The 26606-nt window shown below is 56.1% G+C and carries 25 protein-coding genes and 1 pseudogene; 7 read left to right on the plus strand and 19 right to left on the minus strand.

What is annotated here, in order from left to right; translation table 11 throughout:
• Nucleotides 1–66 precede the first annotated feature (66 nt).
• Nucleotides 67–1365 (minus strand): NADH:flavin oxidoreductase/NADH oxidase family protein, encoded by a 1299-nt coding sequence (locus B8783_RS07175; RefSeq protein ID WP_084421961.1) that lies wholly within the window; start codon nt 1363–1365, stop codon nt 67–69.
• 198 nt (nt 1366–1563) lie between these two features.
• Here B8783_RS07175 and B8783_RS07180 point away from each other — a divergent pair, with 198 nt between their 5' ends.
• A complete protein-coding gene (locus B8783_RS07180; RefSeq protein WP_084419480.1) occupies nt 1564–3138 on the plus strand; it encodes an ABC-F family ATP-binding cassette domain-containing protein in 1575 nt (524 codons plus the stop codon).
• A gap of 4 nt (nt 3139–3142) precedes the next feature.
• Here B8783_RS07180 and B8783_RS07185 read toward each other — a convergent pair whose 3' ends face one another.
• Nucleotides 3143–4540, minus strand: coding sequence for an alpha/beta hydrolase (locus B8783_RS07185; protein ID WP_084419482.1), 1398 nt, complete (start codon nt 4538–4540; stop codon nt 3143–3145).
• 250 nt (nt 4541–4790) lie between these two features.
• Here B8783_RS07185 and B8783_RS07190 point away from each other — a divergent pair, with 250 nt between their 5' ends.
• Nucleotides 4791–6827, plus strand: coding sequence for a TonB-dependent receptor (locus B8783_RS07190; RefSeq protein ID WP_084419484.1), 2037 nt, complete (start codon nt 4791–4793; stop codon nt 6825–6827).
• A 54-nt stretch (nt 6828–6881) separates the two neighbouring features.
• Here B8783_RS07190 and B8783_RS07195 read toward each other — a convergent pair whose 3' ends face one another.
• Both B8783_RS07195 and B8783_RS07200 read right to left on the minus strand, forming a co-directional pair.
• Nucleotides 6882–7697, minus strand: coding sequence for an SDR family NAD(P)-dependent oxidoreductase (locus B8783_RS07195; RefSeq protein WP_084419486.1), 816 nt, complete (start codon nt 7695–7697; stop codon nt 6882–6884).
• Nucleotides 7694–8257, minus strand: a complete 564-nt coding sequence (locus B8783_RS07200; protein ID WP_084419488.1) for a carboxymuconolactone decarboxylase family protein — start codon at nt 8255–8257, stop codon at nt 7694–7696. The genes B8783_RS07195 and B8783_RS07200 overlap by 4 nt, the downstream gene beginning before the upstream one ends.
• Nucleotides 8258–8442: 185 nt before the next feature.
• On the opposite strand from B8783_RS07200, the gene B8783_RS07205 reads away from it, so the two are divergent.
• Nucleotides 8443–9183, plus strand: a complete 741-nt coding sequence (locus B8783_RS07205; protein WP_084419490.1) for a pyridoxine 5'-phosphate synthase — start codon at nt 8443–8445, stop codon at nt 9181–9183.
• A gap of 82 nt (nt 9184–9265) precedes the next feature.
• Here the strand turns inward: B8783_RS07205 and B8783_RS07210 are convergent, their stop codons facing one another.
• The 12 genes from B8783_RS07210 to B8783_RS07260 all read right to left on the minus strand — a co-directional run bounded on the left by B8783_RS07210 (nt 9266) and on the right by B8783_RS07260 (nt 19510).
• Nucleotides 9266–9628 carry a hypothetical protein gene (locus tag B8783_RS07210; protein WP_084419492.1) on the minus strand — a complete coding sequence of 121 codons (363 nt, stop codon included), beginning with the start codon at nt 9626–9628 and terminating at the stop codon, nt 9266–9268.
• A 98-nt stretch (nt 9629–9726) separates the two neighbouring features.
• Complete coding sequence (locus tag B8783_RS07215; RefSeq protein WP_084419494.1) at nt 9727–9990, minus strand: hypothetical protein; 264 nt, start codon at nt 9988–9990, stop codon at nt 9727–9729.
• A 175-nt stretch (nt 9991–10165) separates the two neighbouring features.
• Nucleotides 10166–11647 carry a PepSY-associated TM helix domain-containing protein gene (locus B8783_RS07220; protein WP_084419496.1) on the minus strand — a complete coding sequence of 494 codons (1482 nt, stop codon included), beginning with the start codon at nt 11645–11647 and terminating at the stop codon, nt 10166–10168.
• Nucleotides 11648–11659: 12 nt separating this feature from the next.
• Complete coding sequence (locus tag B8783_RS07225) at nt 11660–12241, minus strand: hypothetical protein (protein WP_084419497.1); 582 nt, start codon at nt 12239–12241, stop codon at nt 11660–11662.
• A gap of 19 nt (nt 12242–12260) precedes the next feature.
• Entirely contained in the window at nt 12261–14444 is a 2184-nt protein-coding gene (locus B8783_RS07230) for a TonB-dependent siderophore receptor (RefSeq protein WP_084419499.1), read from the minus strand.
• Between the two features lie 171 nt (nt 14445–14615).
• Nucleotides 14616–14882 (minus strand): hypothetical protein, encoded by a 267-nt coding sequence (locus B8783_RS07235; RefSeq protein WP_084419501.1) that lies wholly within the window; start codon nt 14880–14882, stop codon nt 14616–14618.
• 221 nt (nt 14883–15103) lie between these two features.
• Nucleotides 15104–15517 (minus strand): hypothetical protein, encoded by a 414-nt coding sequence (locus tag B8783_RS07240; RefSeq protein WP_084419503.1) that lies wholly within the window; start codon nt 15515–15517, stop codon nt 15104–15106.
• Nucleotides 15514–16026: a hypothetical protein gene (locus B8783_RS18325; protein ID WP_139792276.1), complete on the minus strand. Its 513-nt coding sequence runs from the start codon at nt 16024–16026 to the stop codon at nt 15514–15516. The genes B8783_RS07240 and B8783_RS18325 overlap by 4 nt, the downstream gene beginning before the upstream one ends.
• 468 nt (nt 16027–16494) lie before the next feature.
• Nucleotides 16495–16914 (minus strand): hypothetical protein, encoded by a 420-nt coding sequence (locus tag B8783_RS07245; RefSeq protein ID WP_233355705.1) that lies wholly within the window; start codon nt 16912–16914, stop codon nt 16495–16497.
• A gap of 657 nt (nt 16915–17571) precedes the next feature.
• The gene (locus tag B8783_RS07250; RefSeq protein WP_139792278.1) at nt 17572–18090 is read right to left on the minus strand and encodes a hypothetical protein; all 519 of its coding nucleotides are present in this window, start codon (nt 18088–18090) and stop codon (nt 17572–17574) included.
• Between the two features lie 596 nt (nt 18091–18686).
• Nucleotides 18687–19022 (minus strand): hypothetical protein, encoded by a 336-nt coding sequence (locus B8783_RS07255; protein WP_084419509.1) that lies wholly within the window; start codon nt 19020–19022, stop codon nt 18687–18689.
• A gap of 50 nt (nt 19023–19072) precedes the next feature.
• Entirely contained in the window at nt 19073–19510 is a 438-nt protein-coding gene (locus tag B8783_RS07260; RefSeq protein WP_139792279.1) for a hypothetical protein, read from the minus strand.
• Between the two features lie 1422 nt (nt 19511–20932).
• On the opposite strand from B8783_RS07260, the gene B8783_RS18560 reads away from it, so the two are divergent.
• The 3 genes from B8783_RS18560 to B8783_RS07280 all read left to right on the plus strand — a co-directional run bounded on the left by B8783_RS18560 (nt 20933) and on the right by B8783_RS07280 (nt 22993).
• Entirely contained in the window at nt 20933–21352 is a 420-nt protein-coding gene (locus B8783_RS18560; protein WP_199288157.1) for a hypothetical protein, read from the plus strand.
• Between the two features lie 64 nt (nt 21353–21416).
• A complete protein-coding gene (locus B8783_RS07275) occupies nt 21417–22049 on the plus strand; it encodes a hypothetical protein (protein ID WP_139792280.1) in 633 nt (210 codons plus the stop codon).
• Nucleotides 22050–22108: 59 nt separating this feature from the next.
• Entirely contained in the window at nt 22109–22993 is an 885-nt protein-coding gene (locus B8783_RS07280) for a DDE-type integrase/transposase/recombinase (protein ID WP_084419516.1), read from the plus strand.
• A gap of 1611 nt (nt 22994–24604) precedes the next feature.
• On the opposite strand, the gene B8783_RS18485 is transcribed toward B8783_RS07280, so the two are convergent.
• The gene (locus B8783_RS18485; protein ID WP_169711693.1) at nt 24605–25177 is read right to left on the minus strand and encodes a hypothetical protein; all 573 of its coding nucleotides are present in this window, start codon (nt 25175–25177) and stop codon (nt 24605–24607) included.
• Nucleotides 25178–25318: 141 nt separating this feature from the next.
• On the opposite strand from B8783_RS18485, the pseudogene B8783_RS18840 reads away from it, so the two are divergent.
• Nucleotides 25319–25420: pseudogene (locus B8783_RS18840) on the plus strand (pyridoxine 5'-phosphate synthase); the annotation flags it as partial.
• Between the two features lie 6 nt (nt 25421–25426).
• Here the strand turns inward: B8783_RS18840 and B8783_RS07295 are convergent.
• Nucleotides 25427–25852: a hypothetical protein gene (locus B8783_RS07295; protein ID WP_084419519.1), complete on the minus strand. Its 426-nt coding sequence runs from the start codon at nt 25850–25852 to the stop codon at nt 25427–25429.
• 314 nt (nt 25853–26166) lie between these two features.
• On the minus strand, nt 26167–26592 hold the full coding sequence (locus tag B8783_RS07300) for a hypothetical protein (RefSeq protein ID WP_084419520.1): 426 nt from the start codon (nt 26590–26592) through the stop codon (nt 26167–26169).
• Between the last annotated feature and the right edge of the window lie 14 nt (nt 26593–26606).

The raw sequence follows: 26606 nt of genomic DNA on the forward strand, positions 1-26606 counted from the left end.
GTATCATCGCCGGCAAATACCCGGGCCATTGTGACGCGTTCACTTGCCCGCGCGGCAGGTCAGCCCTCAGCCTTTATTCAACGCTGCAGCCTGCTCTTTCAGCCGTTTCTGATGCGCCATATAGAGGCTCAGCAGGCCGCGGCTTCGGGCCGGTTTGCGGCCCTCGGAGATCGCCAGGATCGCCATATAGTTCCACGCCATCTGGCCCAGCGCATTGATCATTTTGATCATGCCAACCTTGCTTTGCGGCCCCATGAAACCGGGGCCAAGGCGCAGCGTCTTGGCGTAGCTCTCGACACCATCGGTCTCGCCAGCAAGCATTTTGGCAGGCCCCTGCGGATCGGTGCATAGCGGCGCGCCAATCCCGATCATATCGGCAAGTCCCGCCTCCAGCGCCTCCTCCATAGCGACTTTTGAGCGGAAGCCGCCCGTTGCCATAACCGGCATATTGGCGACGCCGCGCACCTCGCCGGCATAATCAACGAAATAGGCCTCGCGCGCCTTGGTGCTTTCACGCACCGGCTCTTTCTCCGCGCGCTCCAGCCCATCAATGCCGAGCAGCTTTGGCTGCTCATAATTGCCGCCCGAAATCTCAAGCAGGTCGACCTTCAGTTCTGACAACCATTTCACCACCTGGCGGCACTCTTCAAAACTGAAGCCGCCTTTCTGGAAATCGGCAGAATTGAGCTTCACGCTGACCGGAAAGTCGTCACCGACAGCGGCGCGCACCGCAAACACGACAGCGAGCAACAGGCGCGCCCGGTTCTCCAGCGGCCCGCCCCATTCATCCTCACGGATATTGGCGCGCGGATTGAGGAACTGGCTGAGCAGATAGCCATGTGCGGCATGCACCTGCACGCCATCAAAGCCCGCCGCCTTCGCCACGCGCGCGCATCGCGCGAAGCCTTCAATCACCTTGCGGATATCAGTTTCAGTCATCGCGCGCGGCTTGCCGAAATTGTCACCCGGAAGCCCAAGCGGCACAGCCGAGGGCGCCAGCGGTTCCGCGTTCACATTCTTTGGCGTCTGCCGGCCGGCATGACTGATCTGCATCCACATTTTCGCGCCGTCTGACTGCCCGGCTTCAGCCCATGCTTTCAGCGCGGCAAGTTGGTGCTCGTCAGGCTCGGCATCGATGACGACATTGCCGGGCGATTCCAGATGCTGGCGGTCGATAATGACATTGCCTGTCAGCAGGACGCCGCACCCGCTTTTACCCCAGGCCTTATAGAGCCGCTGATGCCCGGCATGAGGAAGGTGCTCACCCGGTTTTGCAATCTGCTCGGTCATCGCCGCCTTGCAGAGACGGTTTGGCAGCTCCGCGCCGCACGGCAATTTTAGCGTCTGTTCCAGTGGACTTGTCATGAATGTGGCTCCCTCCCCGCGATATCTATAGTTAATGCCCGCTTCGTGCCCAGGCGGCAAGAAATCCTTGAGGCGGGTTGCGCATTCCATGCCGCTGCCCATATCCTCGAAGGACGTTTTACAGACCCAGGGAGAGACCAATGGATTTCGCACGCACCCACATCGCGCTGCCTGTCCATCTGACCGAAGAGGTCCTCCATGTCTGCCTTTCTCACACTCGATTCTGTTTCCCTCACCACGCCTGAGGGCCGCCCGCTTTTCGAAAATCTGACCCTTTCTGTCGGCGCTGAACGCACCGGCCTTGTTGGGCGAAATGGAAGTGGCAAGACCACTTTGCTCGGCGCGATTGAGGGCAGCCTTGCCCCTGCCTGCGGCTCAATCCTCCGCTCGGGCACGATCGGCCGCCTTCAGCAGAGCCTCGATGAAGAGATCACGGTTGTGGACGCCCTTGGCGTCGCGCCCGAACTTGACCGGCTGGCGCGCATCACAAACGGCGATGGCACCCCGGATGACCTGGAGCATGCCGACTGGACGCTTGAAACACGGCTGGAAAAGGCGCTTGCTGAGACCGGACTTGAAGGCGTGGACATCACCCGGAAGATCGCGAGATTCAGTGGCGGCGAGCGCACCCGGATCGCCATTGCGCGGCTACTGCTCGAAGCCCCCGACATCCTCCTGCTGGACGAACCGACGAATAATCTCGACGCCGAGGGCCGCGCCCTCGTCATGGCCCTGATGGACAGCTGGCCGGGCGGCATCCTTGTCGCCAGCCATGACCGCGCGCTGCTGCAACATGTCGACCGGATTGTTGAGCTATCGCCTGTCGGCTGCACCGTCTTCGGCGGGGCGTGGAGTGACTATGTCGCTGCGCGTGATGCCGCCCGCGCCCGCGCGGAGGGCGCCGCCGATAGCGCCGCCAATCAACTGAAGTCAACGCGTCGCAAGACCCAGCAGGCCCGCGAGCGCCAGGATAAATCCGACGCCAGAGGTCGCGCCACAAGAGCGCGCCGAGACCAGCCAAAAATGCTGCTCGACATGCGACAGGAGCGGGCCGAGCACTCGGCTGCCAAAGGCGGACACCTCGCGGCCCGCCAGCTTGGGGAGGCAGAAGCCGCACTGGAGGCCGCGGAGGCTGAGCTCGAGATTATCACGCCGCTTCACATTGATTTACCGCCGGCAGACTTACCCGCCTCACGGCTTGTTCTGAAGCTGGAAGGAGTCTCGCTGAGGTTTGGAGAACGGCACCTTTTCGACCCGCTCGACTTCGAAATGCGCGGTCCTGAACGGGTCGCAATTTCAGGCCCGAACGGATCGGGCAAGACCAGCCTGCTGAAGCTCATCACTGGCGAAATTCCGCCAAGCTCTGGAGAGGTTTCTTTCGTCACGCCAAAGCGCGCCCTGGTCGATCAGCATATCGGCCTGCTCGACCCGTCGCTTTCTTTGCTGGAGGGCCTCCGCAAAGCTGCCCCGGACTTGAATGACCATGACGCCCGCGCCCATCTCGCCCGCTTCGCCTTTCGCGGGGATGCCGCGCTACAGCAGATCGCCACCCTCTCCGGCGGCGAGCGTCTTCGCGCCGGTCTCGCCGCAGCTTTCGCCGGCGATCCACCTGATCTCCTCATCCTCGATGAGCCGACCAATCACCTCGATATCGAAAGCATCGAGCTTCTCGAGACCACGTTGAAGAACTGGGACGGCGCCATCCTGCTGATCAGTCATGATGGAGCATTTCAGGAACATATCGGCGTGTCCCGTAGAATTTCGCTCCGCTAATATGTCAATCCAGCTCTATTGTCAGGCCAGGTGTTTGGCATCCCTGTCGCACGCCGCCGGGTATTTTTGTCTCTGCGTCTTCTGCAACCGACCAATATCCTCCAACCGCTTCAATCGCACCAAAGCTGCGCTCTTGCGGCAAACGCATTGAGTCATCGCGACTGGAAGAACACATCAAGACAAGCATATCGTCGGTCAGGAGCACCTTTCTCGCATAGCTGGAATGGTTTCTGGTGTAGGCTTCGATGTCGAACATGCCCCACCACGACCGCTCTGCAAGAGAACTGATGTCAATGACATCGGCCCGAAAATCTCCAAAGTCGTAGACGACCGGTCCCTGTTCAATCTCGAAAAATCCGATCCGTTCTTTGCGAGGTTTTGTCTGCCCGAACATGCCGTTAATGTTTCGCAACGCAGTGCTCAATTTAACAGGCCCATCATATCTCGACGTATATATCGTCGCGCCTCTGACAAGGTCTCGGGATGCGTTCATCCACTCCTGAAACAAGGTCGTATCGAGGTCGCCCCCAGCCAGAATAAGTTCATCAAATATTGGCGGCGATTCCAGATACTGCAGACGCGCCAGAGCCTGCATGGTCACACGCGTGCCCATTGAGTGAGCCACGATATGGATCTTCGCGTCTGGATCGCTCGCTTTCACCGTATCATGATAAAATCGCAGAAATTCGGCGAGCGCATCGACGCTCATGTCGCCATCTATCTGATCATCAAGGTAGTCTTTAACGGCGTTATTGGCAGGCCAGGAATAAAAGGTGACCGGACCATCGAATGCCATGTCGTATTTTAGTTGCGCGGCTGAAAATGCAGCATTTCTGAACTTTACATTAAACCCGTGAATGAACACCACGGCGTGGCCTTTGGTATTTTGGCTCTCGCCCAAAAGTTCGCCAACGCGCTTGGCAAACGCCCGTTGGTCTTCGAAATGCTGATGATCAAGTAACGCCTTTTTGCTTCTCAGGTCAGCAGGCCTGACACGGCTTCCGGACCGCACAGCTTCTGTAGCACCTCCGCCAGCCCTGAGATCGTCCTGCCGCGTATCCGGAATCGAGATCCAGACGCGCCCCAGATGGCACGTATTAAAAGTTTTCTGCTCGCCGCGGACGAGCTGAACCGCCGGCTCGCACTGGGTGTCATGAAATTTGGAGTACAAATCCCCAAGATCAAAAACCTTGGACGCATCGTCCGATTTTTCAAATCCGATCCATGCTCGGTTGGTTCCGTACAATACTTCGACACACGTCATGTCAAACTGTTCGGAAAGTGCTTCGCACTGTTGGACCGTGGTATAACCAATACCCGCTGGAACTTCGGAGTATGGTTGCGCACACGCGCCAACAATTATCGCAAGACAGCTCGATATCGTAAAATACAGATTGCGCATGAAGTACCCCCGAGAAGAGTGATCGGGCGATTTCTTCACCTAGAGATTTAAAATAGCACCATAAAAGAAAGGAGTCGAGGAAAGTTCATTGAGCCACAATCAACTTAAGTGGTGACAGACAATCTTGGTCACGCGCACCTGCGGCCGACACTGCAACGTATAATACAGGACTGGCCAACCGCCACCTTAATGATAGTACACTATCTGCAAGTTACGTTGCCCACGCCTCATATCGCTCCGGGAGGAAACCATGCGAGTTTGTCTTTTGCTGGCTGCAGGCCTTGCAGCCCTTCCGGCCTATGCGCACGACGAAGAGATCGAGCGCAAACTGGATTCAGTCACCGTCCACGGTCGCGGCCTTGAACTTATCGGCGAAGCGAAAGCCGCCTCCGAAGGCGTCGTCGGCTATGATGATTTCAAGGACAGGCCGATGTCGCGCGCCGGTGAGCTGGTCGAAGTCATCCCCGGCGCCGTCGCCACACAGCACTCAGGCGAAGGCAAAGCCAACCAGTATTTCCTGCGCGGTTTCAATCTGGACCATGGCACAGACTTCTCTGCCAGCGTCGATGGCGTCCCGGTCAATCTGCGCACGCATGGCCACGGTCAGGGCTATCTGGACCTCAATTTCGTGATCCCTGAAATCGTTGAACGGGTCGATTATCGCAAAGGCCCCTACTCGGCCCAGGTGGGCGACTTCTCAGCTGCCGGATCAGCCCGCTACAAGACCTATGACCGGCTGGATGACAATTTCGTTGAGCTCGGCATCGGCGAAGGCAATCTTCGGCGTCTGATTGCGGCGGCAAGCTTCGACCTCACGGACAAGACATCCCTCCTCGTCGCGGGCGAGGCGCAATCCTATGACGGCCCCTGGGTGCTCGAACAGGACGTTCAGAAGATCAACGGCCTCGCAAAGCTCACCCATGAAGGCTGGACCAACCGGTTCGAGCTTCTCGCGACCGCCTACGACACCGAATACACCTCGACCGATCAGGTCCCCCGCCGCGCAATCCAGAGCGGGCAGATCGACCGCTTCGGCTTCATCGATGAAGATCTTGGCGGCGAGACAAGCCGCTATTCCATCGCGGGGTCTGCAAGCTTCTTCCACGAAGATGGCGGCGAAACGCGCCTGGAGGCCTTTGCCGTCGACTATGATTTCTCACTCTTCTCCAACTTCACCTATTTCCTCGATGACCCGGTCAATGGCGACGAGTTCGAACAAATCGACGAGCGCACCTATTACGGCGCCACGGTCCGCCATAGTCAGCCTGTCTCCGACAAGCTCACCCTTCGCGTGGGCGGCGAGGTGCGCTTCGATGACATCTCCGACATTGGCCTCTTCAAGACCGCTGACCGCGTTCGCCTCTCCACCACGCGCCGCGACAAGGTCGAAGAGCTGAGCTTCGCCGCCTGGGCCGAAGGCGAATATGCGCTGACCGACACGCTCCGCGCCACGCTCGGCCTCCGCGCAGACTATTACGATGCCGACGTGACAGCCATCAGCCTGCCCGCCAATGGCGGCAGCGCCAATGATTCCATCCTGTCTCCCAGCGTCGCGCTCGCTTGGGAAGCAAAGCCCGGCCTCGAGCTCTACGCAAACTATGGCGAAGGCTTTCACTCCAATGATGTGCGCGGCGCGACGATCTCCATCGACCCGGCCAGCGGCGCAGCCGCAACGCCGGTCCCGATCCTGGTCAAGGCGCGCGGCAGTGAGCTTGGCGCCCGTTGGGAAACCGATCACATCAAGGCGACCCTCGCCGTCTTCCATCTGGAGCTCGACTCAGAGCTCGTCTTCGTCGGCGATGCCGGCACGACCGAAGTCAACGACTCCACCACGCGCAACGGCCTCGAAGCCAGCCTCTTCTGGACACCGGTCGACTGGCTCGTGCTGGATGCAGGCGGCGCGGTCACCGACGCAGAGTTCGACATTGGCGGGCCGGAGACCGACATTCCGGGCGCGGTCGAAAATGTGCTCTCTGCGGGCGCCCTTATCCGCCTCGACAATCTCTCGCTCAGTGCCCGCCTGCGCCATTTCGGCGAGGCCCCGCTGATCGAGGATGGCAGCGTTACATCAGAGCCGACCAGCCTCGTAAACCTCGGCGCGACCTATGACTGGAACCAGATATCCTTCGGTCTGGAAGTGCTGAACGCCTTCGACTCTCAGGACGCCGACATCACCTATTTCTTCGCCTCCCGCTTGCCGGGCGAACCAGCCGGCGGCGTCGAAGACATCCACTTCCACCCGGTGGAACCACGGCAGGTGCGCGCGTCCATTCGGTATCGGTTTTAGCGGACGCTAGACTTCAGAGGGGCGTGCGGATGAACGCCCTTCATGGCACGACGACTAACCCGTCCGCGCGCCCTGCCCGCCATCAACTGAGAGGCAGACGCCCGTGATGAACTTCGCCTCATCGCTCGCGAGGAACAGCGCGGCATGCGCCGTGTCCCAGCCGGTCCCCATATGGCCCATCGGCACGCGCGCGGCCCGCTGGGCACGCAGCTCGTCCGGCTCAACGCCGAGCCGTTCGGAGATGCCGACAATCGCCATTGGCGTATCCATCAGGCCCGGCAGGATCGCATTACAGCGCACGCCCTTCTTCGCCATCGACAGCGCTGTCGACACGGTCAGCCGGTTCATCCCCGCCTTGGAGACCTCATAGGCCAGCATGTTCGCGCCCGCGATTGAGGCGAGCGACGAGATATTTATGATCGAGCCGTTTCCGCCCGTCTCCATGATCGGCAGGCACGCCTTGGTGACCAGCATTGCGGCCTTCAGATTGACGTTCATGATCCGGTCAAAGGCCTCTTCGGTGATGTGCTTGGGCGGGCCATCGCCGCCCCCACCAATTCCGACATTATTGACCAGCACATCAATGCGCCCGAACGTCTCCAGCGCGACATTTGCGATGTTTTGCGCGTCATCCGGCTTCGACACATCTGCCGCGAGCGCCAGCGCATCACCGCCCTCCTCGCGCACCGCCCCCACCGTCGCCTCGGCCCGCTCAAGATCGCGGTCGACGCAGATGACGCTCGCCCCGGCGCGCGCAAATAACAGTGCCATCGCCTTGCCATTGCCGACCGTCGGCCCCGGCGTCTGCCCGGCCCCGCAGACAATCGCGACCTTGTCTTTCAGGCGCCCCGAAACGTCGATATCGCTCATTTTGCGAGGTCTGGATCAAGCGTCAGATCATCATCGAGCTGAATACCGAACGAGTTCAGCATCATCGACACCTGCGTGTACTGGCCGACCGTCATGACGAGATCCATCTTCTGCTTCTCGCTAAGCTCTGACAGCCGCGCCCAGGTCGCATCCGTGATAAATGCATCGGAGGTCAGCTCATCGGTCGCCTGCAGCATGGCCGCGTCGAGCGCGCTCCAGCCATCCGCCTCCGGCCCGGCCTTGATCCGCTCGATCTCTTCATCGGTCAGGCCGCACTGCTTGCCGATGCGCACATGTTGGGCCCACTCATAGCCGGACTTCCAGTTGAAGCCTGCCCGCAAGATCACAAGCTCACGGTCACGCGGGCTGAGGTCATTATAGTCCGACAGGATATAGCCGCCCCAGCGCATGAAGCCCTTATAGGCCTTCGGCGACTTGGACAGCGTGCGGAAGATGTTGAACACCTTGCCCGTCTTGAACCGCTCACCCAGTATCTCGCGCTGGTCGGCGTCCATCTCCTCATCTTTCAGCGGGGCAATCCGTGGCTGTTTCAATCTCATCTGGTCGTCCTCCAAAACGTCGTCGCTGCCTGTCGGACAATCGCCCCGGCAGCCTGGTTGTGACGCCATAGAGGCCCAATCGCAGGCGGCTTGCAAGGCCGATCCGGAAACCTGCCTATGGTCATTCGCCGCGCGCACGCCTACATCGGCCCTAGACGGTAAACGCCAGACGGGATGAGACGGCGATGACAGACCTTTCAGTGAACCTCAACGTGGTCGCACTCCTGCGCAACCGGCGCGATCTCCCCTGGCCGAGCGTCACCGGTCTCGGCCGTATCGCACTGAAAGCTGGCGCGGCGGGCCTCACCGTTCACCCGCGCCCCGATGAGCGCCACACCCGTTTCTCAGACCTGCCAGACCTGAAAGCCCTGATCGAGACCGAATTCCCGGACCGCGAATTCAACATTGAGGGCAACCCGACCGAGGACTTCATGTCCATGGTCGAGGCCATCAAACCGCACCAGATCACTCTCGTCCCGGATGACCCGTCCCAGGCGACCTCCGATCATGGCTATGACTTCATCCGCGATGGAGAGTTGCTCAAGACGATCATCACCCGATTGAAGAAGACCGGCGCGCGCCTCTCGGTCTTTTCAGACGCAGACCCGTCCCAGATGGACGCCGCCGCCGCCACAGGCCTCGACCGGATCGAGCTCTACACCGGCCCCTATGGCGCTGCCCATGACGACCCTGCGGCCGCCACGCGCGAACTCGAAAAGCTCGCCGCCACGGCAGAAGCTGCCCACGCCCTCGGCCTCGGCATCAATGCCGGCCATGACCTCACGGTCGAAAACCTCAAACCCCTCATCGCCCGCATCCCCACCATCGCCGAAGTCTCCATCGGCCACGGCCTCGCTGCCGACGCGCTGATCCATGGCATGGCCGAAAGCGTCCGGCGGTTCAGAGCAGCTTGTGGAGCGGCGTAAGCCACTCCCTCAACCGGTAGCCCCGCATGGTGAGCGAAGTCGAACCACAGGGGCGGGACCAGGCAAATTAGTACTCAGCCAATCAAGAACCTACGTCGTCATCGTTCGCGTGATCGCGAAGAGAGTTTTCAGTAGATGCAGCCTTATCCCGGCTTCTTCCTTTTCCACTTTTCGTCAAACGCCAAGCTGCATACCCAACGAGCACAGCCAATGGCAGAAACCAGTCATGGCCATCAGGATAGGCTTTCTTGTCGGCATCATAGGACGTCCAGATAACTAGAAATGGCGTGCCAACAATCACGACAAGCTCAATGCAAACCTCAATGATGGTCAGCAGGGTTGAACCCTCAACGCTGGCTGGACCGAATTTGCCGAAAAACACCCATGCGCTCCCAGCGGACAATAGTCCGGTGAACACGATAGAGATGATGAATATAGCGGCCATTTAGTTTTCGCGTTCGTTCAAGTGCGTGGCCCGCAAAAAGAAACTCGTTTGTCCGGCTTTCCACTGTCAGCAGTCAACGCAGCTCCCCCGCTCCACCCTCACGACGACTGGTCCGATTTGAAAACTTCCTTCCAGGGCAGTTTCGCATTCATCGTTCCCTCCAGATCGTCAGGATGTCTGGCGACCCAGACAGCAAGAATGATCTGGAAGATAATCGCCATCAGAAAGACCAGCCCGACAAACATCACAAGTCCCCATACCCCTCCAACAAGGACAGCGACAAATCCAACGTTCCAGACCGACCCAACCAGGAAGCTAATGAAGCTCTTAAAGAGGACATCCAGGCGCAAAAGAACCATCATTGCGCCTTTGAGGGGACTAACGGGCGGGTTCATTCCGGCTAACCTGTCGTTTAGTGCAGTAATCATTGATCTGGCAGGTTGCCCCCATCTCCGCAAGGGCGGCGTAAGCCACTCAAACTCCAGCCCCCGCATGGTGAGCGATGTCGAACCACAGGGGCGGGCAGCCGGTCCCGCCCTACTCCGCACTCACCAGAGACGAGACCCGCCGCCCGTGCACACGCTTCAAGCTCATACCGAGGAACGCAGCCGATAGCGCAGCCAGTCCAGCGCTTGTGAGCCAGACATACGGGTTGCCATAATATCCCGCATAAAGCGCCAGATGCACCACAACCGCGACGGCCAGCCCTACGCCCAGCAGCAGGCGCATGCGCCGCCCGGTCACAATCGCATCCGCCCACACAAGAGCCACACCGGCCAGCCCAAGCGTGCCCAGCCAGTAGACCGCCGTCAGCATGCCACTTCCGATGCCGAGCACGCCCAGTACCAGCGTTACCGCCAGAAGCGCTGGCGCGCCCCAGATCAGCGATGCCCAGGCCGCTGACAGGCGCGGCATTTCGCGGCCCGCTTCTGCCCGTTTCAGGAAATAGATATTCAGCCCAGCCGCAATCGTCATGCAGAGCGAAATGCCGAACACGCCATAGGCGAGCTTCATGGCGAGGCCGCCAAAATCACCGAAATGCAACCGATAGGTCGACATGGCGATCTGCTGGCCGAGCTCTCCATCGGCAAAGCCAGCATGACCCGTATAATTGCCGTCTGCATCGAACTCATACATTTCGCCATAGGTCAGCCGGTCATGATGCTCGCCATAAATGCTGACATGCTGGCCTGCCGTCTCCGGATCATGCACGATCACCATGAAGGGGTCTGCCTCCGGCGCCATCTCCCGAAGGGTCGTGAGCGCCGCGCCGACATTGGCAAGCTCAGCTGGCGTCTCATCGGCCGCCGGCTCATCCCCGAAGATCGATTGCGAAAGCGCGCGTGGATCGCCGTCAAAACTCGTCTGCGCCAGCACAAGTGCGACGACGGTGAAGAGGCCGATCATCGCCCCCGTCAGTGCGACCGCCAAGGTGAAGGGCGACGTCCAGACACTGAGGCGGTTGTGCAGATCTGCCTGAACCAGCCGCGCCTGTCCCTTCCGCCGAAAGCGGAAAGCGTCGCGGAACACACGCGGATGCGCCAGAAACCCGGAGATCACCATTGCGACCAGCATCACGCCGAGAATGGCCACCACGATCATGCCGAAGCTGGTCGGGAGGCTCAGATAGTAATGCAGATGGATGAGAAAGTCGTTCCACGGCGTCTCATACTCGCCCGTCAACTCACCGTTCGTATCGGCCGTTTCGAGGCCGTCATCGCCGCCAACGACAAATCGCGGCCAGTTCTGGCGCGGCATGTAGAGATAGAGATGTGACGTGCCCGGCTGCTGCGCGATGACGCTCTCAGCCGTTGTCTGCGCGAGCTGCGGCGAGACCGTCTCAACCGCCCCGGCGACCGGCTTCTCCCACCAGCCAAGCTCATCCTCGAAGACGGCCACTGTCCCGCTGAGGCAGACGATGAATAGCGCGGCGCTGATCACAAGCCCCATCACCGAATGCGCGGACAACGACCGGTCGACCCGTGCCTTGCTGGACTTTGGCCAGATTGAAGATGCCATCGAGATTGCCTCTTAGATAAATGCCGAGAGCGCTGCAGCCACGAGCGCCAGTGCGGCATAGACTGCCCGGCGCCAGCCGCGCGGCTCGATCAGCAACAGAACTGAAATCACAGCCCATAGAAGGACCGCCGCGATAATCGCAATTGCCCCGGCTGTGGCCGGGCTGCCGTCAGCCGGACGGAGCAGCTTGAACAGGCCCGCCGATGCAAGGAGGGCGATGATCCCCGCGACCGGGCCGGTAATCATGAATGTGCAAAGGCCCGACAGCCCGGCCATCACTGGATGGCCTCCCGCCATCGGCCTACGCGGCGCGCGCCCGCGCGAACGCGCCGCTGGAACCGGCGCCGCGATCCCGGCAAACATCGGCACCGCGAACAGTGCCGTGGCGCCTGCCATGATGACCACGCTAACCTGCGCCACACCGCGATCGCCATTCGCGACGAGCGCCACCAGGACGGCGCCCATCAGCAAAGCCCATCCCGCCGACAGCATCAGCGCATGTCCCGGGCGTTTCCAGGCGAGATAAAGCGCACCAAGCCCCCCGAGACCGAGGGCGCCCGCCATCGACAGCATGATCCAGTCAGACATCGTCATCGTGCGCCGCCCCTACTGATCAGAATTTGTAACGAAGGTTTGCCACGACGGTGCGCCGCAGGCCGGGGAAGCAATCGCCGCGCGTCAGACAGCCGGTGAGGTATTCCTCATCAGTGACGTTGCGGGCGTTCAAAGCGAGGTCCCAATGATCCCACTCATATCCGACCATCAAATCCGCCAGCGTATAGTCCGGCGTCGTATAAGAGAGCGTCCCATTCTCCGACACGGTCTCGCCGACATAGCGGACGCCGACGCCGGCCTTGAAGCCTTCCAGCGCGCCACTTGGCCGCCAGGTCGTCCAGAAGGACGCTTGCGTCTCAGGGATAGCGGCCAGTTGGAAGCCGTTCGGGTCGTCCGCATCAACGGTTGAGGCAGCCGCCTGCAGGTAGATGTCGTCAAACTGCAGCCGCGCTTCGGCTTCGAAGCCTTTCAGCGTCGCAACGCCCTGCTGCTGCGCCGCCGTGCCCGGCAGCGAGTTGGGGTTCGGCAGATTCGAAATCTCGATGTCGTAATAGGCAACCGTGACGAGGCCTGGCAGGCCACGCGGTTCATATTTCACACCGGCTTCGTACTGGCGCGCCTCCTGCGGATCGAGCTGGTTGCCTTGATTATCCGTGCCGACCACCGTCTCGAAGCTTTCCGAATAGCTCGCATAGGGCGCGAACCCATTATCGAAGCGGTAGAGGACGCCAAAGCTGGTCGAGATGGCGTCATCGTCCTGCGTGACGGCACCGGCCTCGTTCTCCACGCTGTCGGCGCGCACGCCGATGGTGAACCGCCATTTGTCGAGCGAGATCTGGTCGGAGACGTAAAGCCCGAGATCCTTGACCTTATTCGTCGGCGTATCGGTCAGTAGCGCGTCGAACACGCTCTGGTCAGGATAGTTACCATAGACCGGGTTCTTCAGGTCCAGCACATAGCGGAAATCGCCCGCCAGTGCGCCGCCGCCATAGAGATTGGCCGTGTCGCTGTCGGTCTCGACATCCTGATACTGCACCCCGGCGAGGAGGTCGTGCTCCAGCGCGCCAGTGGTGAAGCCGCCGCGCAAGCGAATGTCGCCGGCCAGCTGATCGAACGTATTGTCGCCCTGATAGAAGCTGCGCGGTACGGTGGTGTCGGTAAAGGTCAGGCCTTGCGCCGCAGCTGCTGCAGCGAGCGCTGGCTGGGCCGCAAGGATATCATTGAGATAGCGGCTCTGGCCTGCGCCCGTGAAGGTCGCCCAGGCCTGGTGATAGTCCGCCTCGCCGGAGCGCCAGAGCGCCGTGCCCTCGACCATCCAGTTATCATTGATGCGGTGCTCACCCAGCAGGGTCACCTGCTGACTCTCGGTATTGTAGCGATTAAAGCCCGGCTCACCGACATAGACATCCGTGTCGAGATACGTGCCATCCTTGAGCGGAAAGAGCGTGCCTTCAACCGGGATGAACTGCGCAGCCGCGTCGCTATCGGTGTCCTGCACGAGGCCGATCAGCGTAAACTTCGTGTCCGGCGTCGCCTGCCATGACAGAGACGGCATGAAGACCGTGGTTTGCTCGTCCACCTGATCGATCTGCGTGCCTGTATCGCGGTAGAGCCCGACCAGACGGAAGGCGAACGGGCTGTCGTCCCCACCAATCGGGCCGGTCACATCGCCAGCGATCTGGTAGCGATCAAAATTGCCGACTTCGGCCACAAGCTCGCCGCCAAACGTCTCGCGCGGCGTCTTCGACACATAGTTGACGATGCCGCCCGGAGAGCCCTGCCCGTAAAGCACAGAGGCCGGACCTTTCAGCACCTCGATCTGCTCGATCGTATAGGTGTCGGCGCGGGTCGAATTATAGCTGCCGAACAGCTCCTGAATGGAATCGCGATAGCGCGGCAACTCAAGCCCACGCGATTGCGGGAAATCCCCGCGCGTGGAAAAGCCATAGGGCTCTGCCGTCACGCCAGACACATAGGCCAGCGCCGAGGCAAGGTTCAGCGCGCCCTTGTCGATGAACATGTCATCGGTCTCGACAGACAGCGACCGCGCCGTTTCGACAATCGGCGTGCTCGTCTTCGTCGCCCCGAAGGGTGTGGAGCCAGTGACGATCACCGTCTCCTGACGCGTCTCTGCGTCCTCCCCCTGTGTGGGCGCCGACTGGGCACTCGCCTGCTGCGCAAAGGTAAGCGCTGCAAGGCTGACGGAAACGGACAAAAACGCGATGGATCGGGAGGAAGACATACGGAACTCTTACTTGAGAATGATTTTCATTAAAGACGCACCTACGCGCGTCAAAATTGCGAGTCAATCGCATTCTCAATAAAATGTCATGTCAGGTTTGTGGAGCTGTCGGCGAGTTCGTTGGCAGGCATTGATCCGAGCCTCCGCCCCGCCAGAGCGATCCCGTAGTCCCTACTTGTCGCTACGCCGTTCAATTGCAACGACCACAACGACCGCGGCGATGACGCCGCAAAAAATTGCTACCAGCACAGATGCCACTGTCTCAACGGGGGTTGAGATCGCGAAATCAAGCCTGGAGCTTGCGGAGCAATCCTTGAGCCGCTGGTCCAGCATGATCTCGCAGGTCAAATCTGAAAAGAAAATGTCGTATGCGAATCTCCCAAACGACACCGCGAGCGCGACGGCGAGGAAAACAATGGTTCTTTTGGCGTCGGACATAAGCTTGATTACCAAGTGCGGTAACGATTGGAAGAGAAGATCGGGCTCGTATTTCAACACCTATCTGCGGAGGCGCTCAAGCATGGACACCGCCCCGCATGGTGAGCGAAGTCGACCCACGGGGCGAAATGGAGCTGGAACACCGACGGACCGTACCAACGTGATCTACCAACCATTCCAAGGCCCGAGCCTCAAACCGCATGCATCTATCAACGGGATAGCTATTCTGAACCATTCCTCCAGAATCCGATCACAATATCTCCATAGCCTTCGTCTTTTTCCACGAAAACACTATGCGACGCCTCTAGTCCTTCCGCTCTCAACCTTCTTCCGAGCAAACTGGAAATAGTAGCAATCATTTCTTCGAAACGCTTTTCGACTTCGAAGAATTTTTCATTGTCCAATTCTTCAAATAAGCCGGTGATTAGAAGCCCGTTGGCATAATATTGTTTCTCTCTTGCCGTTCCACCAAACTCACCGTCCAACGAAATATCGTCTCTGTCCAGAAATGCGTGGTTATCTCTAATCACGATCTCTTGATCGAGATATTTAAGGACATCATCAATGCCCTCTATCAATAAGTAAGGGGATGGCTTCGAAAAATTAAACGGCTGCACACCCATTGTACTAATCATTCTAATGGCTCTCTCACTTCTTCAGGCTCAGTTGGTCTCTTCTGTGCTTTACCGGGATGGCGTGCTCCATCAGGAGACGGATGTCCTGTCCATTCCTTCACTTCCGTACCGGGACTCTTCGGATTTGGTCGATATTGTTTACCCTCAATTGATCGTCCATCGGCGTCGATTTCTTCATGTGTGGTGTAGCCACCGTCCCCTCCTAGGACTGAATGGGGGCGTCCTTCTGCCTCTGGAAGCGGCCCCGGCGGGCGACTTCTAGCTTCAGAAATCATCGCATCGTCATCGGATCCAGCAACAATGGAAGTGACAGCACAGGCTACGCCAAATATTGTGGGGCTGTAAGTTACCATTGATGAAGCTAATTCAGGATTTTTTGCTGCGAGATAACCTCCACCAATAGCTACACCCGTCGCATTGCCAGCTGCGGCAGCTTCGCGCCCTCCACCCGCGCACGCCGCCGGAATCAAGAACATTGCGAACTCCCCCGTCGGATCCGTCTTGTTCATCGGATCATTGCCGACATACGCACACAGATTGAACTGGTCGCGTTAGAACCGCCCGGCCACGGGGTCATCCAACGCCCGCTCCAAAACATCGACCTTAAGCCCCGCAAGGTGAGCGAAGTCGAACCACAGGGGCGGGCGAGGCAATACTACCGCCGACGCCACGTCTGAAACCCTTGAACGACAAATTGCGACCCCACCAGCCCGCCGAGCAGGACGCTAAAGAACAGACGATCCTCAGCGGCACGGCGATCATTTTATCTAGTGGATAAATTGAAGACGAAGAAGGGCCCAATAGGGGTGGGCTAGAAGCCACCTGACACCCTACCTACAGAGGGTTGCAAATTGGGTCCAATCTAGAGCCTGAGGCACCAATCTGACACCAACAAAAACATAATGTTTTTCAGCACGTTAGTGTCGAATTCGCACACAGTGCGAAGTTCGCTTTATCTTGCCGAACCGCCCTCCTCCTCAATAGCAAGTGCTCACCATGGGATCATATCGAATTTCTTCTGTGCCAACCCATTCGGAAATGCCGAAAAAAGTGCTTAGCGGAACCGAGCCTGAGATTTTTTCGCCCGCCCGAACCTTGATTGTTTTGCCAAAGCCGCCGTCCACCCGGATTTCATCGATTTTATAGATCTCATCACCCCTGGATATCGTTAAGGGATCGCTTAGCGAAGACATCATCCCGGTATCTGACGGCCAATCCTCTGGGTTCACACAAACCGGTGCTTCATTTGCCTGAATGGACACCATGATTGCCTGACTGTCCTCGTTGAACGACGTCGAGACCTGATAATCCTCGCCTTTAGTCAGAAGCTGAGAAGGTGCCTTGGTGGTCTCGCAAGCCACTAAAGACATTAGAGAAAGTCCGACTAAAATCCTCATCAACACGCCAATTTAATCATGTGATCGCGGCTCCTCAGAGGTCCAGGGAAAGGTCGGCTTCCACAAGCATTTTGCTGTACTTCGCTACCTTTTCTGTAGGCAGCGTCTCCGTCAACCTACTCCATGCCCAAAGTTCGATCTTGCGGCGTGAACGCCTTCATCTCCAATTTGGAGTTTGCCGAAATGGCGTCATCAATCACACAGCTACGGCTATCAGCGTTACTTCTCGTCTGATTGGGCTTTCCTTTTCGTCCCCGTTCAGGATTCCCAATGTAGCCAGAAGTCTTCGGGCAACAGCGAAAACAAAAACAGCAATGCCCGCTTGTCGTCCAAGGGAACAGCGCTTGGCTCAGCCTACTCAAAACTGAACTTGTCGAATTCCTCTGCGAGATCGGTCAAAATCTCGAAGTACGGAACCAAGTGTGCCGCGATGGGGCGCTTCAAATTGCTATGGCGAACAATCAGTTCATGGTCCGCTTCCTCAATTTATTCGGAAAAGCACTCGTCGAATGAATCCCAATTGTCGGTAAGGTACCACGGCAATAAAATCTGGCGCTTGTACTGGTCGATCAGGTCCTGTTTCGCCAACATGCCTGATTCTCCAAAATCAATTGCAATCACCACAACATCAGCCCCGGCACGCTTCGAAGTCATCACCTATTGCACAATAACAGCGGTCGCGGGCACAAAGACTTCAAAGCTCGCAAGAGGGCCGGTTTCATCGCCAAAGCCGATCTCATAAGCTGGGTCAGCATGCTTAGCGAAAAGCGCGCAATCAAACCCAGTCATGCTGATGCTGTAATCAAAAACCGGCGCTACATAATTGAGCATCAGCTGGTAGCTCCCACTCCGCGAGATCACAAAATACCGGCTTTGAACGCGGTCATAGACATAATCCGGCGAAGGCCGAGATTCATATACCAGCGGATGGTCTCCCCCCGAACTCAGATGATCTGCCAGGAAGCAAAAATTTTTTCCGGTGGGGTTTTCAATATCTAGTATAAGCCAAAGTTGACTGGCGTCGTAAACCGCCCGCGAAAGCTCAACGTCCAACGCAACAGGTTCGGCCAATGGCGCGCGATCGTCCGCCTCTTTCACTTCGGTGTTTGCGCACCCCTGACATAATATGGCGACCAAAACGGGCAGAACCACGCTCCCCACTGAATTGAATGACATGACAGGCTCCATCTCAACAGTCGTCTGGATACACCATACAGGTGTAGCCGTCTGTATTTAAGAAAGGATCGCCTACGCCTTGACGACGATACACATCTAGCCATCCCCGCAGGATCCGTCTTGTTCATGGGGTCATCCACCGCCCACTCCCCAACATTCACCTTGAGCGCCGCAGGGTGAGCGAAGCCGAACCACGGGGTGAGATGGCGAACTGTCGTGGCGTTTGTGGCAAGCTCATTAATAACGCGATATGAATATTTTTTTCTCTTCTTGAGACATATTTGAAAATTCACTTCTATGGCGCAGCAAAAAATAACCAAACCGAACTGTTGTAATCATCACAGAAATAACAACTGCATAAACAAAAATATACCAATCACGATACCCAAACCAAAAAATACAAGTTACGAAAATGCATTGAAATAAGCTTGAGACAAATATGCTCCTAAGCACCGTAAACATTCAGGATACCTTCAATATTTATCTTATCTATATTATGGTCTTACTTATGTAAGTTACCTTATAACTCTCGGGATGTCGTTCATCGGCCGCAATCATCGAAGGTCGGTCCGAGATCCAACGGCTAGCCAGGACCTCTAGCCATCCTCTAGTTTCAGTATTTTCTCATGTCGAACCAGACTGAGATGCCCGCCCTCCAGTACGTAATAATTAGCATATATTTCAATTCGGTCGCCGTCCTTGATATCCGGAAACATGGCGAGATTAATGCCCGCCATCGTTCCGTCAGGCATCTGCAATAGCGTGAAAGCGCGGTCAAAATCCCGCCTGACGATGCCAGTGGTTTCGCAATACCCGGTCGATTCAGCTGTTAGGTCTATATCGGCACAGTCCGTCACGGTCCCTGATTTACAGGAAGCTAATGCCAAAACAATCGCGCTCAGCGTCAACAGCACGCTCAAATTTTTGGGCATTTTCAATCTCCATGTTGAGCCAAAGCAAACCTGCGCACGTCGAAGAGGCATCATTGATCGTAAGGCTGATCGGGATAGGCTCCAACCCGATTGCCCCACCAGGACAGCGTGCGCTTATCGACGACCTTGAAGTCCGGCGTGACCCTGAAAATAGCCGACAGGTCAGACACCCCAAGCAATTCAAGCTCGATCCAGCAGTCCGACGATGCGTTGACAAGCATTCGGCCGGGGAATGGCACATAGTCCATGCTATGAAGCGGAAACCTCGCGTAATGTTCGATAACGGCCGGCACGCGCGCGTAACACGTCTCATCGAAACCAACGAGGTCCCACGCCTCGCCATCAATCGTGACAGATTGCGCGGGTCGCTCAGCGGCGCCCTTCTCCCCCGACGCGCGAGGGACGGTCAGAGCAGTTGCCAGAACGCCAGACAGCGCCGCGAAGACAATGCCAAATAGGGTCGCGTCCATCAAACGAGCGAGCCTCACGCTGTAGCCTCCAGTTAAAAACTTATCTCAATTTTAAAAATGCGTAGAATAGCAAGTAAGCGATGGCCGTAAGGACCAGGAACTTTACAAAGTGTCCAAGGTGGCGGTTGTTCATATCAGCATGTTTAGTCGTTTGCGCAAATCTCGACGCTAACTTTTGCGGCGATACGGCTTCCTGTCTTACTGACTGTACGGGAAGCGATCTGTTATTCATGAATGCGGGGGGCGTGTTTGCCGCAAAAGAGGACATCCGGCACGATAGGCAGTTGCCCACAAATACCTGTACATCATTATGCGCGGACTGTGACACCTAGTTGAGTAGGCGCACTGTTGAGTTGCAAGCCGCGAGATGTGCTTATGGGTTGGACGCCGTTATTCTCGTTAGATTGGACCTTTGCTTGATTTCCCAAGGAACCCGCTTAATCAGCATTGCACAAATTCCGTCGGATTCCTTCGCGGCCTCTACTTCGAGTTCTTGAACCTTATCCCTCGAAAACACTGCCCAGATTGATCTCTCGTCACCGGCCCCGGAGATATTCTGTACTTCGCTGGGAAAGTAGACAGCCGATCTCGGAGCATAATTTTGAGATGCCCCTCGGCACAAGCGGATTTCAATCCACAAGAATGTGCCCATGTCTTCGGATGTAAGGCCGGGCTCCAAACTGAATGCCAGTCCGACGAGATCATCTTCCTTCTTGCTATACGGCGGCGGCTTACTGTCGGGAAGCTTTTCGACTCTTGAGACGTCATCGCGGCTCGCGACATAGTCGAGCGTGTACCTCTCGCAAGCACCAACAAAAGAAACAATTGCGATGACCAAAGCGCGTTTGAAAAGCGAGACAGCTAGCATATTCTCGTCCGAGTACAGTAAGATTTATAGACACGAATCTTCATCTCTCATCCTCATTTTAAGGTTGATCGGGATAAACTGCCAGCTCATTTCTTCTCATCTTCATTGAAGTATTCGTAAAACCAGACGGTAGTGTCTCAGTTTGAAATTAGAGAAGCCCTTGCGGGCTAGGTTGTGGAAAAGTGCTTTTTGCTCCGTCTTTTGATGGCTTCGCAACATCATTCTTAGAATCATTTCGAGACTGCCCCCCGAATCGTTCGGAGTCACATTTTTGCACTCAGCGCGAAAATTCGCTCTATTTCACGAAATGCCTTGTGCGAAAAAATCGCAATGGCATCACGGCTGTAGCTCGGATTCGCCGTAGCAGAAGGGCAATGCGCCGCATGCTTGCCGCTTGACGGCCCAGTGAATAGCTGTCAAGGCAAATATGAAAATGGGAACAAATCGGCCGCTGCAACTTTTATGCTTATAAGTCAACCCTTGTTAACGGGGCGTGCCTTATAAAGGCCAGAAAGCGTTCCTATATAGGTATTAGGGCAAGGAAGCCCAGCGGAGAAAGCGGACAGGTTCACATGCCCAAAGGACCTAACGGAGAAAAAAGACCAGCCGACACCACAGCGGCAGCTATGATGGTTGGAAAGATTGCCACGGGCGAGGTTGAGGAGAAGTCAACCGCTGATCGTGGCTCACAAGGTGGCAAAGCGCGCGCTCGGAAGCTCGACGCCGCTAGCCGTAAGGACATCGCTAAAAAGGGCGCTACTGCCCGATGGAAGGAAAGGAGACTGGAAATGAACACCACTGAATGTCAAAAACTGGTCGCCAACTATGCTGAGAAGCGAAAAAATGGCCTTTTGGATGTCAAGTTTTTCCTTCTTAACACCGACGAGGCTCTGAAAGAGGAACTTTGCGCAGAAGTTAATCGTCTTGATGATGCGCTTGATAGGGGCGATTACGTTGAGCTAATATTCCACGACAAACACCCTGTTGCATAATACAAAGAATGTATTCTAAGTTAAAGCTCGCTTCGGCGAGCTTTTTTCTTTGGAGCGTTTTATTTTGACTGAGCTGTCAGACGACCTTGTAGCGAACGCTGTCCTTGTTGCTAACGAGGTAGTTAATCAGCCGGGCGTTTACGGCCCCTCCAAACAATGGGACGGCCCCGTTTCGGTTGACGCGCTAAGGGAGTATGTGATCGCTAAAACTGGCATTCCGCTATCGATAAAAGATGTTTCATTTGAGGGTAAGTTCACCTGCTCACGGATTGAGCGTTACAAGGATCGGAACGAAATAACAGTTCGTTTTGATTTGGACCAAGACATGAAGCGTTTTGGGTGCGTGAAGGAATTAGCTCATATTTTGATTGATACAGACGAAAGCATGCAGCCCTACGGAGATCATCGCATAGATGATCTTGTGGATCGGGGGATTATTGGCCTCGCCAGCGGCGATGGTCCGACCGGAATGGCGACCCAGTCAGAGTACTTGGCTGAGATAGCAGCTATGGAAATAATGTATCCATTAGAGCGACGAAATATTGATATGAGCGCTAGTCAGGAGAGCGGTGTCCTGCCAATTCGGCGTGTTGCCCTGGAGCGCGAAATGCCGCCCGTTTATGTCGCGGCGTCTATTAATGAGCATTATCTTCGGTATATCAAAACGGCATGCAAGCAGGCGGTGTCTAAGGGCTAGAAATTTCAAAGTGAAACAAAATGCTTGCTAAAGCGGTTTGTGTCAGTTAGACATCCCGCATGGCAAACGTACTCCCAACTGAAAAGCGCGCGATGATCCTCTCCATGCTGGTTGAGGGCAGTTCTATGCGCTCAATCAGCCGGGTAGTGGGCTGCTCAATCAACACCATCACAAAATTGCTTGTGAGCGCTGGTGAGGCGTGCCTCGACTTCCATGATGAGAATGTCCGCAACCTCAACAGCAAGCGCATCGAGTGCGATGAAATCTGGTCATTCTGCTACGCCAAGCAAAAGAACGCCGACGGCGCGGATATGCCGGATTTTGCGGGCGACGTCTGGACGTGGACCTCCATCGATGCCGATAGCAAGCTGATCTGCAACTGGTTTGTTGGCGGTCGTGATGCCGAGTTTGCCAATCACTTCATGCATGATCTGGCATCGCGCCTCGCCAATCGCGTACAAATGACCACCGATGGCCACAAGGCGTATCTGAGCGCGATTGACGGTGCGTTCGGCAATGACATCGACTATGCCCAGCTCGTGAAGCTGTACGGCAACCAGCCGCAAGGCAAGACGGCGCGCTACAGCCCTGCCGAATGCACCGGCATCAAGAAGAAGGTCCAGACTGGCGCACCAGACAAGAGCAAGATTTCGACGTCCTACGTTGAGCGCCAGAACCTCACCATGCGCATGTCCATGCGTCGTTTCACGCGCCTGACGAATGCCTTCTCAAAGAAGTTCGACAATCACTGCCACGCGCTGGCGCTCTATTTCGTGTTTTACAATTTCTGCCGTAAGCATAAGACGCTAGGCACGACACCTGCGGTTGCGGCGGGTGTCACTGATCAACAGCGAGACATGGCTTGGATTGTTGGCTTGATCGATGCGGCAAACCCAGCGCCAACAAAGCGCGGCCCATACAAGAAGAAAGAAATTTCAAACTGAGACACTACCAACCAGACAAACCATACAAGAACAAAAAGCTAAATAATGCCGTCGGAAACAAGACAAACAAACTTGTCCAGGAAAACAGCATTCCAAGCGCACTGCTCCAGACGTTCTCACAACCATCCGGACAGACGCTATTAGCGATTTCTGAAGGCACCAAAGACCCAAATCGCATACGCAAGAAAAAGCCAATAAACACTGGCAGCACTATAAATATAATGGCGTTTTTGTTCTTATAGTGATCTAGCATTTACACCTCATGGGCGATCTTGCCCATTTCTTGCAGCCTTGATGGCTCTAGGACTACTGGCATTTCCCATGTCCTATCGCATCAAGATATACACCGCAGAATGCCCCTACGTCGCTCTACCGTCGGCGCCGAAGCCCTGAAGTCTATATGGCTGACTGCAATTGGGACAGACTTGAAGCTCGCACCCGTTTCTAGCCATCCAGGCTTCAGAACACGCCTCGCAAAGCAGCCAATTACCTTCAAACGGAGCGATCTCTCGCTGAACAGAAGGCGGTGCGAATTCAGCCTCCAGAATATCCTGCCATCTTCGCCAGATCGGCCTGACCGCATCATCGCCGTCGACTAACTTGTCATAGAAGTGCGGGTCATTTGCCCAAGCTTCAACGGCGAAAAGATATGAAGCCGGAACAGCCGTGCGCTTACCAGGCAACGGTTCCCGAACGCGCCAATGGCTCGATATTCTCGCGTCCAGTACATCGTAAGATGACGCTTCGACGAATGACGGAGCTGAGGGGAGCGATGGCTTTTGCAGGATGAGTTGAAGCTCTGCCCCAACTGACATGCCAAGAACCAGCAGCTCACCGTTGTCACACTCGGCCCCCGTCGTGGCGTGCAGCTTCTTTAACTTAACATACATCGATAACTACTCTGCAACGCGACCGCGACGTTTTGCGCAGCCGGCATCTTCAAACTTTAAGTCAGACAACTCACTCGTCCCCCCTAGAAAAAGGTCTTCACCCGACACAAAGAAAGCCCTGCAAGCCCTGTTCCGACAGCGAATTTAAAAGCGTTTGACAGTGTGCGTACAAGGGGCACAATTTTAGGCCGAGTTTACAGCCGGGGGGCCAAAATGGTGCCACCTGACCTATCGTTATTACAAGGCGCTAGCCGCGAGTTCGTCGATCAGGCGAAGCTCGCTTTATCTTGCCTAACTAATGGCGAGCATCTCTTATAGATCCAAGAACCGTCGTGCGAACTTAATTTCGACGACTCTATTTTCGCGAAACTCAACATAGATGGTTTCTTGTTGCCAGCCGCTTAAAGCTAAAATCCACGTGTCTGAATCCCCGATTCTCGGCGAATGTTCACTATCAAGTGCGGGAGAGAAATAGTGATTGCCTTCTACAACATACGAACTCAATTTTAGAGAATTGTTCGGATCCCGAATAATTGTCAGCACGCGCGCCTTTGTGACGCCAACTTCTATGCCGCGATATTTACCATCTGAAATCGTACCACTGCTCTGGCTGAAATTTATAAGCACGCTAAAGGAAAACCAACACACACATACAAACCCGATAACCGCGAGAATGCTTTTGAGCCATATAAGTGGGCGATTTAGCTGAACCATTGGGGAATTAGCATCCTGGTTTTATTCTACTAGCGGCACACGACACTCTGTATCGGGTTCTAATTTGGTCTGACTGATTTGCTCCCGGCACTTTTGCGCCGCTTGGTACCGTGAAAGCATTTCCTTCAGACGCAGCAGCTCGTTGTGCGATAGATACAGCAGCGGAGTTACTGTTAGCAGAACCACTCCTATCCCTGCCAGTATATTTGGGAGCACCGTGCTTCATTCGCGCGTAAAATGTATGCTCAACCGGCCCCGCATCCGATGGCAAAATGCTATAATTGTCATGGCCGATAGTTGCGTCTCCTGCTGCAATCACTGCTTCATCAGATGCATTGATAACTGAGATCGTTAGACCATCCATATTGCCCTCAATAGCTTGTTGCAGATAGCGCTGATCGCCCTCATCGATTCCTAGCGCGTTTCTGGACAGTCCTCCGTTCTCGTTCGCCCCAAAAGAATACTGCTCGCGCACCAGATCACTTAGTTTGTCACCATCCGCCACCACGATGAATGCATGGTCCTGTCCTGTGTCAACACCTTTGAAGATGATTGGGCGAGCGATAAAGAACGCCTTCATCCCACTTGGATCGGTCGCATTGATCGGATCATCGTGGACATACGCATACAGATTGAACTGGTCGCGGTAGCCGACCCTAGTCGGTCGACAGGAACCGTCCGGCCAAAGGGGTATCAGCCTTTACCGGGAGAAGCACGGCACCTCGCCGAGGTCTCCATCGGCCACGGCCTCTCCGCCGACGCGCTGATCTACGGCATGGCAGCGAAGGTGAAGCGATTCAGGGGTCTGTGGGGTCGGCGCTGAGACTCTTTAGTCCGGCGCTACAGGAGGCGCCTCACATGGAATAAGCTGCCTGTTGACGACTCTGGAGCATCGCCAGGCCTCAGTTTCATTTTCGCGAAAAAAGTGAAAGTTTCCGAATGCGCTGCACTCTTCTAGAAAGTTGGGATTGCGAGCGCCGAACGTGATCACCGTGCCACCCTCAGTCTCATAGCGCGAATGGTAGAAGCACTGCGGGAGTATGGTGTAACCGATGGCCTCAAACGGCTCTCGATGCGACTCCAGAATTGCCCATGTGTCCATCAGGTCAGCGAGTTCTCCACCCATGAGATGATAGGATCGAATAATCTCTAATTCTTTTAAGTCAGCGGGATCGGCGGCTTCTTGGGCGGCGCCCGTCGCGGTGCAGGCCTGCATCAAAAAGCTGAGAAGCACAGTTATCAATATCGCTCGCATCGAAGTCGCTTCCTCTCGGCTATGGCAGAATATATTCGCCCGAACGCTTATCTCGGCTTGCGATAGGACGGCCTCTAAACATGGACTTGCCATCCGCGTCTATCAATGCGGGAACACCTGGAAAGCGCTGTTTATCGAGCGCGCTTATCAATCTTGTTCACTGGATCATTTGCGACATACGCATAAAGATTGAACTGGTTGCGGTAGCCGACCCAAGTCGGTCGACAGGAACCGCCCGGCCACGGGGGCATGAGACAGCGCCTTTTATATTTTCGGAGCCGGTCGCGCCTGTCAGGGGCGGTGAGGCTTATGCATCAAACGGCGAAGAGCTCTGCATCCTCGAGCACGGCATCTCGGCCGCATACGGATTTTAGATCACTTTCGATCTGCGCCAGAATTGCGTGATGGAGTTGTCTACCTTCTTCGTCCGAGACCCGGAATGACCTTGCTGAGCATGAGTTCAGGTCAAAAACGTGGAGCAGAATGCCATCATCGCTTCTCTCGGCAGCGAAATACTCGCCACTCAAAGAAAGATGTACCCGAAAACTATCGGACTCCGATTTGAGGAACTTTGTATAAGCTCTCAACCATTCCGATGGCTGGATTGTGAAGGAGCAGGATTTTACCTCTGTTTCCAAATGTACGGTGTAGGAAGCTTGCGAAAACATGATGTCCGAATGCACGGAGTTGCTTGGAGCGTAGAAGCTGAAGCCCTCACTTTGGACGCTTATCTTGGTCATCGAATGTCCCGCTG

Origin of the sequence: Henriciella litoralis (genome assembly GCF_002088935.1) — a bacterium.
Lineage (GTDB): Bacteria > Pseudomonadota > Alphaproteobacteria > Caulobacterales > Hyphomonadaceae > Henriciella > Henriciella litoralis.

What these genes read in the sequence shown, in the direction of transcription:
- B8783_RS07175 (WP_084421961.1), bottom strand. Translation starts at nt 1,365, where the DNA reads ATGACAAGTCCACTGGAACAGACGCTAAAATTGCCGTGCGGCGCGGAG.
- B8783_RS07180 (WP_084419480.1), top strand. Translation starts at nt 1,564, where the DNA reads ATGTCTGCCTTTCTCACACTCGATTCTGTTTCCCTCACCACGCCTGAG.
- B8783_RS07185 (WP_084419482.1), bottom strand. Translation starts at nt 4,540, where the DNA reads ATGCGCAATCTGTATTTTACGATATCGAGCTGTCTTGCGATAATTGTT.
- B8783_RS07190 (WP_084419484.1), top strand. Translation starts at nt 4,791, where the DNA reads ATGCGAGTTTGTCTTTTGCTGGCTGCAGGCCTTGCAGCCCTTCCGGCC.
- B8783_RS07195 (WP_084419486.1), bottom strand. Translation starts at nt 7,697, where the DNA reads ATGAGCGATATCGACGTTTCGGGGCGCCTGAAAGACAAGGTCGCGATT.
- B8783_RS07200 (WP_084419488.1), bottom strand. Translation starts at nt 8,257, where the DNA reads ATGAGATTGAAACAGCCACGGATTGCCCCGCTGAAAGATGAGGAGATG.
- B8783_RS07205 (WP_084419490.1), top strand. Translation starts at nt 8,443, where the DNA reads ATGACAGACCTTTCAGTGAACCTCAACGTGGTCGCACTCCTGCGCAAC.
- B8783_RS07210 (WP_084419492.1), bottom strand. Translation starts at nt 9,628, where the DNA reads ATGGCCGCTATATTCATCATCTCTATCGTGTTCACCGGACTATTGTCC.
- B8783_RS07215 (WP_084419494.1), bottom strand. Translation starts at nt 9,990, where the DNA reads ATGATGGTTCTTTTGCGCCTGGATGTCCTCTTTAAGAGCTTCATTAGC.
- B8783_RS07220 (WP_084419496.1), bottom strand. Translation starts at nt 11,647, where the DNA reads ATGGCATCTTCAATCTGGCCAAAGTCCAGCAAGGCACGGGTCGACCGG.
- B8783_RS07225 (WP_084419497.1), bottom strand. Translation starts at nt 12,241, where the DNA reads ATGACGATGTCTGACTGGATCATGCTGTCGATGGCGGGCGCCCTCGGT.
- B8783_RS07230 (WP_084419499.1), bottom strand. Translation starts at nt 14,444, where the DNA reads ATGTCTTCCTCCCGATCCATCGCGTTTTTGTCCGTTTCCGTCAGCCTT.
- B8783_RS07235 (WP_084419501.1), bottom strand. Translation starts at nt 14,882, where the DNA reads ATGTCCGACGCCAAAAGAACCATTGTTTTCCTCGCCGTCGCGCTCGCG.
- B8783_RS07240 (WP_084419503.1), bottom strand. Translation starts at nt 15,517, where the DNA reads ATGATTAGTACAATGGGTGTGCAGCCGTTTAATTTTTCGAAGCCATCC.
- B8783_RS18325 (WP_139792276.1), bottom strand. Translation starts at nt 16,026, where the DNA reads ATGAACAAGACGGATCCGACGGGGGAGTTCGCAATGTTCTTGATTCCG.
- B8783_RS07245 (WP_233355705.1), bottom strand. Translation starts at nt 16,914, where the DNA reads ATGAGGATTTTAGTCGGACTTTCTCTAATGTCTTTAGTGGCTTGCGAG.
- B8783_RS07250 (WP_139792278.1), bottom strand. Translation starts at nt 18,090, where the DNA reads ATGTCATTCAATTCAGTGGGGAGCGTGGTTCTGCCCGTTTTGGTCGCC.
- B8783_RS07255 (WP_084419509.1), bottom strand. Translation starts at nt 19,022, where the DNA reads ATGCCCAAAAATTTGAGCGTGCTGTTGACGCTGAGCGCGATTGTTTTG.
- B8783_RS18560 (WP_199288157.1), top strand. Translation starts at nt 20,933, where the DNA reads ATGCCCAAAGGACCTAACGGAGAAAAAAGACCAGCCGACACCACAGCG.
- B8783_RS07280 (WP_084419516.1), top strand. Translation starts at nt 22,109, where the DNA reads ATGGCAAACGTACTCCCAACTGAAAAGCGCGCGATGATCCTCTCCATG.
- B8783_RS18485 (WP_169711693.1), bottom strand. Translation starts at nt 25,177, where the DNA reads ATGAAGGCGTTCTTTATCGCTCGCCCAATCATCTTCAAAGGTGTTGAC.
- B8783_RS07295 (WP_084419519.1), bottom strand. Translation starts at nt 25,852, where the DNA reads ATGCGAGCGATATTGATAACTGTGCTTCTCAGCTTTTTGATGCAGGCC.
- B8783_RS07300 (WP_084419520.1), bottom strand. Translation starts at nt 26,592, where the DNA reads ATGACCAAGATAAGCGTCCAAAGTGAGGGCTTCAGCTTCTACGCTCCA.